The organism is Streptomyces sp. NBC_00210, assembly GCF_045160975.1.
In the GTDB taxonomy this organism is placed as follows: Bacteria; Actinomycetota; Actinomycetes; order Streptomycetales; family Streptomycetaceae; genus Streptomyces.
Genome location: NZ_CP108120.1, coordinates 6,500,032 through 6,513,280 on the forward strand (window position 1 = coordinate 6,500,032; position 13,249 = coordinate 6,513,280).

Annotated in this window: 13 protein-coding genes; 11 read left to right on the top strand and 2 right to left on the bottom strand. The window is 69.6% G+C overall.

Going from position 1 to position 13,249, the window contains the following annotated elements; translation table 11 throughout:
- Window positions 1-5: 5 nt before the first annotated feature.
- From OG729_RS29350 to OG729_RS29380, 7 genes are all read left to right on the top strand, one after another.
- A complete protein-coding gene (locus OG729_RS29350) occupies window positions 6-812 on the top strand; it encodes a cell division protein FtsQ/DivIB (protein WP_405808873.1) in 807 nt (268 codons plus the stop codon).
- A 275-nt stretch (window positions 813-1,087) separates the two neighbouring features.
- The gene (gene ftsZ, locus OG729_RS29355; protein ID WP_360881712.1) at window positions 1,088-2,296 is read left to right on the top strand and encodes a cell division protein FtsZ; all 1,209 of its coding nucleotides are present in this window, start codon (window positions 1,088-1,090) and stop codon (window positions 2,294-2,296) included.
- Between the two features lie 9 nt (window positions 2,297-2,305).
- Entirely contained in the window at window positions 2,306-3,082 is a 777-nt protein-coding gene (pgeF, locus tag OG729_RS29360) for a peptidoglycan editing factor PgeF (protein WP_405808875.1), read from the top strand.
- The gene (locus OG729_RS29365) at window positions 3,079-3,798 is read left to right on the top strand and encodes a YggS family pyridoxal phosphate-dependent enzyme (protein WP_360881728.1); all 720 of its coding nucleotides are present in this window, start codon (window positions 3,079-3,081) and stop codon (window positions 3,796-3,798) included. Before pgeF ends, OG729_RS29365 begins: the two co-directional genes overlap by 4 nt.
- Before the next feature lie 128 nt (window positions 3,799-3,926).
- A complete protein-coding gene (gene sepF / locus OG729_RS29370; protein WP_360881708.1) occupies window positions 3,927-4,532 on the top strand; it encodes a cell division protein SepF in 606 nt (201 codons plus the stop codon).
- Between the two features lie 70 nt (window positions 4,533-4,602).
- A complete protein-coding gene (locus tag OG729_RS29375) occupies window positions 4,603-4,893 on the top strand; it encodes a YggT family protein (protein WP_360881706.1) in 291 nt (96 codons plus the stop codon).
- A gap of 54 nt (window positions 4,894-4,947) precedes the next feature.
- Window positions 4,948-6,045, top strand: a complete 1,098-nt coding sequence (locus OG729_RS29380) for a DivIVA domain-containing protein (RefSeq protein ID WP_360881704.1) — start codon at window positions 4,948-4,950, stop codon at window positions 6,043-6,045.
- A 335-nt stretch (window positions 6,046-6,380) separates the two neighbouring features.
- On the opposite strand, the gene ileS is transcribed toward OG729_RS29380, so the two are convergent.
- The gene (gene ileS / locus OG729_RS29385) at window positions 6,381-9,518 is read right to left on the bottom strand and encodes an isoleucine--tRNA ligase (RefSeq protein WP_405808879.1); all 3,138 of its coding nucleotides are present in this window, start codon (window positions 9,516-9,518) and stop codon (window positions 6,381-6,383) included.
- Between the two features lie 548 nt (window positions 9,519-10,066).
- Complete coding sequence (locus OG729_RS29390) at window positions 10,067-10,390, bottom strand: hypothetical protein (protein WP_405808881.1); 324 nt, start codon at window positions 10,388-10,390, stop codon at window positions 10,067-10,069.
- Between OG729_RS29390 and OG729_RS29395 the strand changes: the two genes are divergently transcribed.
- Genes OG729_RS29395 through OG729_RS29410 form a run of 4 tightly spaced genes read left to right on the top strand, consistent with a single transcriptional unit; the run spans window position 10,371 to window position 13,208 of the window.
- Window positions 10,371-11,153 carry a TraR/DksA family transcriptional regulator gene (locus tag OG729_RS29395; RefSeq protein WP_405808882.1) on the top strand — a complete coding sequence of 261 codons (783 nt, stop codon included), beginning with the start codon at window positions 10,371-10,373 and terminating at the stop codon, window positions 11,151-11,153. The two genes, OG729_RS29390 and OG729_RS29395, sit on opposite strands and share 20 nt — an antisense overlap.
- Before the next feature lie 59 nt (window positions 11,154-11,212).
- The gene (gene lspA, locus OG729_RS29400; RefSeq protein ID WP_360881696.1) at window positions 11,213-11,779 is read left to right on the top strand and encodes a signal peptidase II; all 567 of its coding nucleotides are present in this window, start codon (window positions 11,213-11,215) and stop codon (window positions 11,777-11,779) included.
- A 17-nt stretch (window positions 11,780-11,796) separates the two neighbouring features.
- Window positions 11,797-12,738: an RluA family pseudouridine synthase gene (locus OG729_RS29405; RefSeq protein WP_405808883.1), complete on the top strand. Its 942-nt coding sequence runs from the start codon at window positions 11,797-11,799 to the stop codon at window positions 12,736-12,738.
- Window positions 12,735-13,208, top strand: a complete 474-nt coding sequence (locus OG729_RS29410; RefSeq protein ID WP_405808884.1) for a GNAT family N-acetyltransferase — start codon at window positions 12,735-12,737, stop codon at window positions 13,206-13,208. Before OG729_RS29405 ends, OG729_RS29410 begins: the two co-directional genes overlap by 4 nt.
- Window positions 13,209-13,249: the final 41 nt, after the last annotated feature.

Consider the following 13,249-nt stretch of genomic DNA (forward strand, 5'->3'; position numbering starts at 1 on the left):
GGAGCGTGGCCGGACCGACCACCGCCGAACGGGGGGCAGGCAAGCCCGCCGGCGGGAACGCGGGGTCGGCGGGCCCGTCCCGCCAGGGCCCCCCGGCCCGGCGGCTGCGCCTCCCCGGCCGCCGCGCCCTGCTGACCGCCGCCGCCTCGATCCTGCTTCTCGCGGGCGGAATCTGGGTGCTCTACGGCTCCCCATGGCTGCGCGTGGAGCGGGTGGAGACCTCCGGAGTTGAGGTTCTGACGCCGCGGGAGGTCATGGATGCGGCGGCCGTGCCTATCGGTTCGCCGCTGATTTCCGTCGATACGGACGCCATTGAGGCCCGGCTGCGGCAGAAGCTGCCCCGTATCGACACGGTGGACGTCGCACGGTCGTGGCCGCACGGGATCGGTCTGAAAGTGACCGAGCGAAAGCCTGTCCTGCTGCTGGAAAAGGGCGCAAGGTTCGTCGAAGTGGACACGAAGGGCGTACGGTTCGCCACAGTGGACAAGGCTCCCAAGGCTGTTCCGCTGCTCGAAATGGCAGTGGGCCAGTCCCCGAGTCTGCGCCGCTTCGGCACCGACCGGCTCGTCGCCGCGGCGGTACGGGTCAGGGACGAACTCCCCGGAAATGTCGCCGCGGACACAACAAAGGTCACAGTCCGCTCGTACGACTACATCACCGTGGAGTTGAGCCGGGACCGTACGGTGGTCTGGGGCAGCGCCGAGCACGGACCGGCGAAGGCGCGTGCGCTCACCGCACTGATGAAAGCCGCGCCCAAGGCCCGGCACTTCGACGTGAGCGCGCCCACCGCCCCTGCCGCATCGAGGAGTTGACGGACATATGCGCTGTTCAGCACCCTGACTGGGCAGCGCAACGGCTGATCACATAGGGTGAAAAGAAAAACGGGAGGTTCGGCGTGTTCGTTGAACGCGCGCCACTTGTCGACTTAGTGTCCTGTTCGGAGAGTCCAGGAAGCAGACACACTGGTAACCCTAAACTTCAGCGTTAGGGTTTGGGTCGGCGTTTCGGACCGTCCCATCGGCATCCGTCGTCGCGACGCGGCAACCGCGCAGCGACGACACGTAACTCGAGGCGAGAGGCCTTCGACGTGGCAGCACCGCAGAACTACCTCGCAGTCATCAAGGTCATCGGTGTCGGCGGCGGTGGTGTCAATGCCATCAACCGAATGATCGAGGTCGGCCTCAAGGGCGTCGAGTTCATCGCGATCAACACTGACGCGCAAGCCCTGTTGATGAGCGACGCCGACGTCAAGCTCGACGTCGGTCGTGAACTGACCCGCGGCCTGGGGGCCGGAGCCAACCCGGCAGTCGGCCGCAAGGCGGCAGAGGACCACCGTGAGGAGATCGAGGAGGTCCTCAAGGGGGCCGACATGGTCTTCGTCACCGCAGGCGAAGGGGGCGGCACCGGCACCGGCGGCGCACCCGTGGTCGCCAATATCGCTCGCACGCTGGGCGCCCTGACGATCGGCGTCGTCACCCGTCCGTTCACCTTCGAGGGCCGCCGCCGGGCGAACCAGGCGGAGGACGGCATCGCCGAGCTCCGCGAAGAGGTCGACACCCTGATCGTGATCCCGAACGACCGCCTGCTGTCCATCTCGGACCGCCAGGTGAGCGTGCTTGACGCATTCAAGTCCGCGGACCAGGTGCTGCTGAGCGGCGTCCAGGGCATCACCGACCTCATCACCACGCCCGGCCTGATCAACCTCGACTTCGCCGACGTCAAGTCCGTGATGTCCGAGGCGGGATCGGCGCTCATGGGCATCGGCTCGGCCCGCGGCGACGACCGCGCGGTGGCCGCGGCCGAGATGGCGATCTCCTCGCCGCTGCTCGAGGCCTCCATCGACGGCGCCCGCGGGGTGCTGCTCTCCATCTCCGGCGGCTCCGACCTCGGTCTCTTCGAGATCAACGAAGCGGCCCAGCTGGTCAGCGAGGCCGCCCACCCCGAGGCCAACATCATCTTCGGTGCGGTCATCGACGACGCCCTGGGCGACGAGGTACGGGTCACGGTCATCGCGGCCGGCTTCGACGGCGGACAGCCGCCGGCCCGCCGGGACACCGTCCTCGGGGCCGGCGCGGGCAAGCGCGACGAGCAGCCGGCGAGCTCCGCCCGCTCCAGCGAGAGCGCGCGCTCCTCGCTCGGCTCCGTGCCGCACCGCGATGAGCCCTCGGCTCCCGCGGAGCCGGCTCCGGTCGCCGGCGACCTGAACTCCCCGGGCTCGTCGGCGCAGGTCCCGCCGGCCCGTCCGTACCCGGACACCCAGGCCGAAGAGCTCGATGTCCCGGACTTCTTGAAGTGACCTCTTGAAGTGATAGGACAGCACGACATCGTGAGCGGCGCGAACTTCGCCTTCACCGACAGGTGGGGCGGGGTGAGCGCCGTTCCGTACGAAGAGCTCAACCTCGGCGGAGCGGTCGGCGACGACCCCGCGGCCGTCCTGGCCAACCGGGCGATCGCCGCGAAGGAACTGGGGCTCGACCCGGACGAGGTCGTCTGGATGAACCAGGTCCACGGCAAGGACGTTGCCGAGGTGAACGGGCCGTGGGGCGAGGGGCCGACCACGCCCGTGGACGGCCTGGTCACTGCGCGGCGCGGGCTCGCCCTCGCCGTACTGACCGCGGACTGCACTCCCGTACTGCTCGCCGACCCGGTCGCGTCGGTGGTGGGCGCCGCGCACGCGGGCCGGCCCGGGATGGTCGCGGGGGTCGTGCCCGCGGCGATCGAGGCGATGAGATCACTGGGTGCGCGCCCGGAGCGGATCATCGCCAGAACAGGACCCGCCGTCTGCGGTCGCTGCTACGAAGTTCCCGAACAGATGCGGGCGGAAGTTGCCGCGGTCGAGCCTGCCGCCTGGTCCGAGACCAGCTGGGGTACTCCGGCCGTCGATGTCACGGCCGCGGTCCACGCCCAGCTCGAAGCGCTCGGCGTGCAGGACCGGAAGCGCTCGAAGGTCTGCACACTGGAATCGCGCGACCATTACTCGTACCGCCGCGACCGCACCACCGGGCGGCTCGCCGGATATGTCTGGCTGGCTGTGCCTTCCCGGGGGGAGACCCCCGGACCCCCGGCAGGAGAGACCGCATGACCGACCGCAGAACCGAACTCGCAGGGAATCTGGCGTTGGTGGAGGAACGTATCGCCTCCGCCTGTGCGGCCGCCGGCCGCAAGCGGGAGGAGGTGACCCTCATCGTGGTCACCAAGACCTACCCCGCGAGCGATGTGCGGCTGCTGTACGAGCTCGGGGCGCGGCACGTCGCCGAGAACCGTGACCAGGACGCGGCGCCGAAGGCCGCCGCCTGCTCGGATCTGGACCTCAGCTGGCACTTCGTCGGACAGTTGCAGACCAACAAGGTCCGTTCCGTGGCGAGTTATGCCGATGTCGTGCAGTCTGTCGACCGGCTCAAGCTCGTCACCGCTCTGTCCGCCGCCGCGGTACGCGAGGAGCGCGAGCTCGGCTGCCTGATCCAGGTCGCGCTGGACGCCGGGTCGGGGGAGCGCGGGGCGCGGGGCGGCATTGCGCCGGACGGTATCGAGGAGTTGGCTGCCGCGGTGGAGGAAGCACCAGGACTGCGGCTCGACGGCCTGATGACCGTCGCGCCGCTCGCCGGACCGTACGCGGGACGGCAACAGGCGGCGTTCGAGCGGCTGATGGAATTCTCATCCCGCCTGCGCGCCGGGCATCCGGCTGCGAACATGGTGTCAGCAGGGATGAGTGCGGACCTCGAAGAGGCCGTGGCGGCCGGAGCGACACATGTGCGCGTCGGCACTGCGGTACTCGGACTCCGACCCCGGCTCGGGTAACGTCGCGAAGCAAGTCGGACCACAGCAGAAAATATGGTCATTCCCGGCAAATGCGGGCAGACCGAGTGGATCGCGGGCACTTGGTGACGAGGCCGATCCGATCCACCACAGAGCGGAGGACTCAGAGAATGGCCGGCGCGATGCGCAAGATGGCGGTCTACCTCGGCCTCGTGGAGGACGATGGGTACGACGGCCGAGGTTTCGATCCCGACGACGACTTCGAACCCGAGCCGGAGCCCGAGCGGGACCACCGGCGCCACCAGCCCCCGCACCAGGTTGAGCGGGACGAACCGGTACGGGTGGTGCAACCGCCCGCGCAGCGCGAGCCGGTTCCGCTTCCCGCCGAAATCGGACGTCCGGCGCGAATTGCCCCCGTGGCGTCCATCACACCTGAACGTCCCAACCTGGAGAAGAACGCACCGGTGATCATGCCCAAGGTCGTGTCCGAGCGGGAGCCCTACCGCATCACCACACTGCACCCGCGGACCTACAACGAGGCCCGTACCATCGGGGAACACTTCCGCGAAGGGACCCCGGTGATCATGAATCTGACGGAGATGGATGACACCGATGCGAAGCGACTTGTCGACTTTGCCGCGGGACTCGTCTTCGGCTTGCATGGCAGCATTGAGCGAGTGACGCAGAAGGTGTTCCTGTTGTCGCCTGCTAACGTCGATGTCACGGCGGAGGACAAGGCCCGCATCGCAGAGGGCGGATTCTTCAACCAGAGCTGAGAACACGACACCGGGAACGACCCGGCCGCAAGGCCGGTAAGACGAGAGCCAGGGGAGAGGGAAGCAAGGAATGGGCGTGGCGCTGCAGGTGGTCTACATCGCGCTGGTGTGCTTCCTTGTCGTGCTGATCTTCCGGCTGGTCATGGACTACGTCTTCCAGTTCGCCCGCTCATGGCAACCCGGTAAGGCGATGGTGGTCGTTCTGGAGGCCACCTACACTGTCACCGATCCACCGCTCAAGCTTCTGCGGCGGTTCATTCCGCCGCTGCGTCTCGGGGGCGTGGCACTCGACCTGTCCTTCTTCGTTCTGATGATCATCGTCTACATTCTGATCTCCGTCGTGAACGGCGTGGGGAACTGATGTGAGCGATACGGTCCTGCCGACTGCCGACGACTACGTAGAGGTGAAGAAGAGATGCCGCTGACCCCCGAGGACGTGCGGAACAAGCAGTTCACGACCGTCCGCCTCCGAGAAGGCTATGACGAGGACGAGGTCGATGCCTTCCTCGACGAGGTCGAGTCCGAACTGACCCGCCTGCTCCGCGAGAACGAGGACCTGCGTGCCAAGTTGGCCGCGGCGACACGTGCGGCCGCGCAGAACCAGCAGCAGGGCATGCGCAAGCCGGAGCCGCAGGACGGCCGAGGTCCGGGTGGGCCGGTGCCCGCCGCCATATCCGGACCGCCGGTCCAGCAGCAGCCCCCGCAGATGGGTCCCCCCCAGCTGCCCAGTGGTGCTCCGCAGCTGCCCGCCGGTCCCAGCCACGGCGGTCCGCAGGGCCCGATGGGCCCCGGTCCGATGCAGGGCGGTCCCATGGGTGGCCCGATGGGCGGCCACATGGGCGGTCACGGCCCGCAGATGCCGCAGCAGGGCCCCGGCGGCGACAGCGCCGCGCGCGTCCTCTCGCTGGCTCAGCAGACCGCGGACCAGGCGATCGCGGAGGCCCGTTCCGAGGCCAACAAGATCGTCGGCGAGGCGCGCAGCCGCGCCGAGGGTCTGGAGCGGGATGCCCGCGCCAAGGCGGACGCGCTCGAGCGGGACGCCCAGGAGAAGCACCGCGTCGCGATGGGCTCGCTGGAGTCCGCGCGCGCCACGCTGGAGCGCAAGGTCGAGGACCTGCGGGGCTTCGAGCGCGAGTACCGCACGCGTCTGAAGTCCTACCTGGAGTCGCAGCTGCGTCAGCTGGAGACCCAGGCGGACGACTCGCTGGCCCCGCCGCGTACTCCGCCGACCGCTTCGCTGCCGCCGTCCCCTTCGATGGCTTCGGCCGGTGCGGGTGCGATGGGTCACACCATGGGCGGCAACCAGTCCATGGGCCAGTCGATGGGTCAGTCCATGGGCCAGTCGATGGGCGGCAACCAGTCGATGGGTGGTGCCCCGTCGTACGGCGGCCAGCAGCAGATGTCCCCGGCGATGACCCAGCCGATGGCACCGGTGCGGCCGCAGGCGCCGCAGCCGATGCAGCAGGCGCCGTCGCCGATGCGGGGCTTTCTGATCGACGAGGACGACAACTGACGGCGGGTCGCGCGGATCGCGCGTAGCCGTCGGCAGGCTGAGGGCCGGGCCCGGGACATGACGTCCCGGGCCCGGCCCTTTGTCGTGCGCTGCGTCCGGGTCGCCTGCGGCGGGCTCTGTCCCCTACCCGCCCTCCCCCTACGGTCTGGCGGCCGTGGGAGGTACCCCCATCCCGAACCGGGGCTCCGCCCCGGACCCCACGCCTCAATCGCCGGCCGGGCTTGCTTCGGGGCTTCGGCCCGGGCACCGCTCCTCCATCGCCGGAGGGGCTTGTTTTCGGGGTGGGGAAAGCAAAAGGGCCCGAGCCATCGCCCGAGCCCCCTTGCGTCGACGCGCTACACCTTGCGCAGACGGAACGTCAGCGACAGGCCCTCGTCCGTGAACGGGTCACCGAAGCCCTCCGCCGCCGCGTCCCGGCCGAACTCCGTCGCCAGGACCTCGTCCGCGATCAGACCCGCATGCTCCGTCAGCGCCTCCGTCGTGGACGGGTCCGTCGCCGACCAGGTCACCGCGATCCGGTCCGCCACGTCCAGGCCGCTGTTCTTGCGGGCCTCCTGGATCAGGCGGATCGCGTCACGCGCCAGACCCGCGAGCCGCAGCTCCGGCGTGATCTCCAGGTCGAGCGCGACCGTCGCACCCGAGTCGGAGGCCACCGACCAGCCTTCGCGCGGGGTCTCCGTGATGATGACCTCCTCCGGGGACAAGGTGACGGGCGAGCCGTCGACCTCGACGGAAGCAGTCCCCTCGCGCAGGGCCAGGGAGAGCGCCGCGGCGTCCGCCTCGGCGACCGCCTTGGCCACCGCCTGGACGCCCTTGCCGAAGCGCTTGCCCAGCGCGCGGAAGTTCGCCTTCGCCGTCGTGTCGACCAGCGAGCCGCCGACCTCGGAGAGCGAGGCGAGGGACGAGACGTTCAGCTCCTCGGTGATCTGCGCCTGCAGCTCGGGAGAGAGCGACTCGAAGCCCGCCGCCGCGACCAGTGCCCGCGACAGCGGCTGGCGCGTCTTGACCCCGGACTCCGCGCGGGTGGCGCGGCCCAGCTCCACCAGGCGGCGGACCAGCGCCATCTGGGAGGAGAGGGTGGGGTCGATGGCGTCCAGGTCGGCCGTCGGCCAGGTCGACAGATGCACAGACTCGGGCGCGTCCGGCGTCACCGGGACGATCAGGTCCTGCCAGACCCGCTCCGTGATGAACGGCGTCAGCGGGGCCATGAGGCGGGTCACCGTCTCGATGACGTCGTGCAGCGTGCGCAGCGCGGCCGCGTCGCCCTGCCAGAAGCGGCGGCGCGAGCGGCGTACGTACCAGTTGGACAGGTCGTCGACGAAGGCCGAGAGCAGCTTTCCGGCGCGCTGCGTGTCGTACCCCTCCAGCGCCTGGGTCGTCTGGTCCACCAGCGCGCCCAGCTCGCTCAGCAGCCAGCGGTCCAGGACCGAGCGCTCGGCCGGGGCCGGATCGGCCGCGGACGGCGCCCAGTTGGACGTGCGCGCGTACAGGGCCTGGAAGGCCACCGTGTTCCAGTACGTGAGGAGGGTCTTGCGCACGACCTCCTGGATCGTGCCGTGGCCCACCCTGCGTGCCGCCCACGGCGACCCGCCCGCCGCCATGAACCAGCGGACCGCGTCGGCGCCGTGCTGGTCCATCAGCGGGATCGGCTGAAGGATGTTCCCCAGGTGCTTGGACATCTTGCGGCCGTCCTCGGCGAGGATGTGGCCCAGGCAGACCACGTTCTCGTACGAGGACTTGTCGAAGACGAGCGTGCCCACGGCCATCAGCGTGTAGAACCACCCGCGCGTCTGGTCGATGGCCTCCGAGATGAACTGCGCCGGGTAGCGCTTCTCGAAGATCTCCTTGTTCTTGTACGGATAGCCCCACTGCGCGAACGGCATCGAGCCCGAGTCGTACCAGGCGTCGATGACCTCAGGGACGCGCGTCGCCGTGCCGGAGCACTGCGGGCACGGGAAGGTGACCTCGTCGATGAACGGGCGGTGCGGGTCCAGCGCCGACTGGTCCTCGCCCGTCAGCTCGCCGAGCTCCGCGCGCGAGCCGACGACGGTGAGGTGGTTCTCCTCACAGCGCCAGATCGGCAGCGGCGTGCCCCAGTAGCGGTTGCGGGAGAGCGCCCAGTCGACGTTGTTGTTCAGCCAGTCACCGAAGCGGCCGTGCTTGACCGAGTCCGGGAACCAGTTGGTGTTCTCGTTCTCCTCGAGGAGCCGGTCCTTGATCGCGGTGGTGCGGATGTACCAGGACGGCTGCGCGTAGTAGAGCAGCGCGGTGTGGCAGCGCCAGCAGTGCGGATAGCTGTGCTCGTACGGGACGTGCCGGAAGAGCAGGCCGCGGGCCTGCAGATCGTCCACGAGCGCCTCGTCGGCCTTCTTGAAGAAGACGCCGCCGACCAGCGGGACGTCCTCCTCGAAGGTGCCGTCGGGGCGGACCGGGTTCACGACCGGGAGGCCGTAGGCGCGGCAGACCTTGAGGTCGTCCTCACCGAAGGCGGGGGACTGGTGGACCAGACCGGTGCCGTCCTCGGTCGTCACATACTCGGCGTTGACGACGTAGTGCGCTTCCGAAGGGAACTCGACCAGGGCGAAGGGACGGTCGTATGTCCAGCGCTCCATCTCCGCGCCGGTGAAGGACTGCCCGGTGACCTCCCAGCCTTCGCCGAGCGCCTTCTCCAGCAGCGGCTCGGCGACGACGAGCTTCTCCTCGCCGTTCGTCGCGACGACATACGTCACGTCGGGGTGCGCGGCGACGGCGGTGTTGGAGACCAGCGTCCAGGGGGTCGTCGTCCAGACCAGCAGCGCAGCGTCGCCCGCGAGCGGGCCGGAGGTCAGCGGGAAGCGGACGAAGACGGAGGGGTCCACGACCGTCTCGTAGCCCTGCGCCAGCTCATGGTCCGAGAGGCCGGTGCCGCAGCGCGGGCACCAGGGGGCGACGCGGTGGTCCTGGACAAGGAGGCCCTTGTCGAAGATCTCCTTCAGCGACCACCACACCGACTCGATGTACTCGGGGTCCATCGTGCGGTACGCGTCGTCGAGGTCGACCCAGTAGCCCATGCGGGTCGTGAGCTCGGCGAACGCGTCCGTGTGGCGGGTCACCGACTCACGGCACTTGGCGTTGAACTCGGCGATGCCGTACGCCTCGATGTCCTTCTTGCCGGCGAAGCCGAGCTCCTTCTCGACGGCGAGCTCGACCGGCAGGCCGTGGCAGTCCCAGCCGGCCTTGCGGGCGACGTGGTAGCCGCGCATCGTGCGGAAGCGCGGGAAGACGTCCTTGAAGACGCGAGCCTCGATGTGATGGGCGCCGGGCATGCCATTGGCAGTCGGCGGGCCTTCGTAGAAGACCCACTCGGGACGGCCCTCGGACTGCTCGAGGCTCTTGGCGAAGACCTTGCTCTCGCGCCAGAAGTCGAGCACGGCGTGCTCGAGCGCGGGCAGGTCGACCTGGGCGGGCACCTGGCGGTACTGCGGTGGTGTCATCGAGGAGCTCCTCCAACGGACAGGTCATTCGTTCCGTCGGAGGGACGAGAGCCTGTGCTCCCGCGGTACCACCCTCCTTGGCCCGCCGATCGTGACCGGTGAGCCCCCTCATTGGGGTCGCGAAGCCGGTTCTACTCGCCCCCGAACGCTCCGAGGGCTTTCTTCCGGCGGCTCAGGGGTGATGCTTCGCATCGTGCTCGCCCCCGGGCTCTCACCGTCCCCGGGTCGCTCATGGCTGCGTACGACGCTACTCGTCCCCATCCACGCCTTTCGCTGCGCCCAGTGTACGGGCCCGTACCGGGGGCGGCCGACCGTATTTCAGCGGGCCGTCCACGGGCTCGCCCGCGAGGCGGGTCATTGACCCGAATGGCGATACGCGCTCCGACGGAGTCCGGCTCCGCCCCGGGGGCGGATTACCGGGCGGGGAGCTGGGCACAACGGATGCAGGTTCGCCTTGTCGCAGGCCGGGGCGGACCGATGCGGCGGCGTGCCCCGTTTGCCGCGGGGCTTGGGTCGATTTATCGTCCCAGCACGATTCGCGCGCAAGATCACAATATGTGAAGGGGCCGCGGCATGGTGGCGAAGAAGACCGCCGAGAAGACGGCGTCCGCAAGATCCACCGCCGCGAAGAAGGCGGCGGCGAAGAAGTCGGTGACCAAGAAAGCGGCCACCAATAAGGCGGCGGCGAAGAAGGCGTCGGCTGCCACGGCGACGGCGACGGTGAAGCGGGTGTCGGCGCTCGCGGCACCTGCCGCGAAGAAAGCCACGGCGAAGAAGGCCCCCGCGACGAAGAAGGCCCCCGCGACGAAGAACGCCCCTGCGACGAAGAAGGCGACCCCGACGAAGACCACCATGGCAAAGACGACCGCCACGAAGACGACTGCCCCGAAGAAGGCCGCGGCGAATAAGGCCACGGTAAAGACGACCACGACCGAGAAGGCCGCCGCCAAGGAGACCGCGGCGAAGAAGGCCGCCACGAACAAGACAACCGCCACCAAGAAGAGGGCGACGGCCGTGTCCGCGGACCGTACGCCGCCGGTGAAGAAGGCACCTGCGAAGAAGGCCGTGGCCAAGAAGGCCGCGAAGAAGGCCGCAACCGCGGCCAAGGGGGCGGCCCAGGCCGCACAGCAGACAGGAGCCAGGACGGTGGGAGCGAAGAAGACCGCGGGTACGTCATCCGCAGCCGGCAAGGGTGCGGCCACGGTGCCCACGATCACTACAGCCGCCGCGACACCGCCCGGCGGGCTCGCGGTGCGGCCCGGCGAGGACCCGTGGACCCCCAAGGAGGTGGCCGAGGCGCGTGCCGAGCTGGAGAGCGAGGCGGCGCGGCTGACACTGGAGATCAGCTCCTCGGAGGAGTCCGTGGCCGGGCTGATGCGGGACTCCGGGGACGGCGCCGGCGACGACGACGCCGACACCGGGACCAAGAACATCACGCGTGAGCACGAGCTGGCGCTCGCCGCCAACGCCCGGGACATGCTGGAGCAGACCGAGCGGGCACTGCTGCGGCTGGACGCCGGGACGTACGGTCTCTGCGAGGTCTGCGGGAACCCGATCGGCAAGGCTCGTATGCAGGCTTTCCCCCGCGCCACCCTGTGCGTCGAGGACAAGCAGAAGCAGGAACGGCGGGGCTGACTCCGTACGTGTGTGCCGTACCCTCGTGCTCAGTCAGGCACCTAGGTTGAGGGACTCACGTGGCAGAGGCGGAGCGCACCATCGGTACGTCGGATTCAGCGGGAGCCGACGAGGCTGCGTCGCCCGCCGAGCAGCCCCGGGGCAGGCGCAAGATCGCCGTGCTCTTCGGCGTGGCGGTCGTGGCGTACCTGATCGACCTCGTCAGCAAGATGATCGTGGTGGCCAAGCTGGAGCACCACGAGCCCATCGAGATCATCGGCGATCTGCTGAAGTTCTCGGCGGTACGGAACGCGGGCGCCGCGTTCGGCATCGGCGAGGCCTTCACCGTGATCTTCACCGTCATCGCGGCGGCGGTGATCATTGTGATCGCCCGGCTGGCGCGCAAGCTCTACAGCCTGCCCTGGGCGATCGCCCTCGGGTTGCTGCTCGGCGGTGCGCTCGGCAATCTCACCGACCGGATCTTCCGGGCGCCGGGCGTCTTCAAGGGCGCGGTCGTCGACTTCATCGCGCCCGCGCACTTCGCCGTCTTCAACCTCGCCGACTCCGCGATCGTCTGCGGCGGCTTCCTGATTGTGATCCTGTCCTTCAAGGGGCTGGACCCCGACGGGACAGTCCACAAGGACTGACAAGGCATACTCAACGGGTGAGTACGCTTCCCGAGATCCGCACCCTGCCCGTACCCGACGGCCTCGAGGGCGAGCGCGTCGACGCCGCCATCAGCCGGATGTTCGGGTTCTCCCGTACGAAGGCGGCCGAATTGGCCGCCTCCGGGAAGGTGCAGGTCGACGGCTCGGTGGTCGGAAAATCCGAACGGGTGCGCGGCGGGGCGTGGCTCGAGGTCGAGATGCCGCAGGCATCCGCGCCGGTGCAGATCGTGGCCGAGCCCGTCGAGGGCATGGAGATCGTGCACGACGACGAGGACATCGTCGTGATCGTGAAGCCGGTCGGGGTGGCCGCGCATCCGAGCCCCGGCTGGACCGGTACGACCGTGATCGGCGGTCTCGCGGCCGCGGGGTACCGGATCTCCACCTCGGGCGCGGCGGAGCGGCAGGGGATCGTGCACCGGCTGGACGTCGGTACGTCCGGACTGATGGTCGTCGCCAAGTCGGAGCGGGCGTACACCCTGCTGAAGGCGCAGTTCCGGGACCGGGTCGTGGACAAGCGCTACCACGCGCTGGTGCAGGGGCACCCGGACCCGATGAGCGGGACGATCGACGCGCCGATCGGACGGCACCCCAACCACGACTACAAGTGGGCGGTGACGGCGGAGGGCAAGCCGTCGGTCACGCACTACGACCTGATCGAGGCGTTCCGGGCGGCGTCGCTGCTGGACATCAAGCTGGAGACCGGGCGTACGCACCAGATCCGGGTGCACATGGCGGCGCACCGGCATCCCTGCGTGGGCGATCTGACGTACGGCGCGGACCCGACGATGGCGAAGCGCCTCGGGCTGACCAGGCAGTGGCTGCACGCCGTGCGGCTGGGCTTCGAGCATCCGTCGGACGGGCAGTGGGTGGAGTTCGAGAGCTCGTACCCGGAGGACCTGCAGCTGGCCCTGGAGAAGATCGCGGCGGAGAGCGCGTGAGTGTCTTCGAGGTGCGGGTGGCGGTGGGGCTCGCGGACCGTGAGGCGTGCTTCGCCGTACGGAAGGAAGTCTTCGTCGTCGAGCAGCAGGTGCCGGCGGAGATCGAGTACGACGCGTTCGACGAGGTGGACGCGGCCACGGTGCATGTGCTGGCGGTCGGCGCGGACGGGCTGCCGCTGGGGACGGGCCGCCTGCTGTACGGCCCGGCTGCGGCGGACCGCACCGGCGGCGACCCGTCGGTGGGTTCGCTGGGCCGCCTCGCGGTGAGCACGGCGGCACGGGGCCTGGGGGTGGGTGTGGCGCTGGTCCGGGCGATCGAGGAGGCCGCGCGTGAGCGGGGCCTGGCGGCGGTGGACCTGCATGCGCAGACGCATGCGACGGGGTTCTACGAGCGGCTGGGGTATGTCGCGTACGGGGCGGAGTTCCTGGACGCGGGGATCGGGCACCGGGCGATGCGGCGGGCGCTGTAGCGCGGCCGCGCGGCCGCGGCCGCGACTCAGCCCGGTAGGCC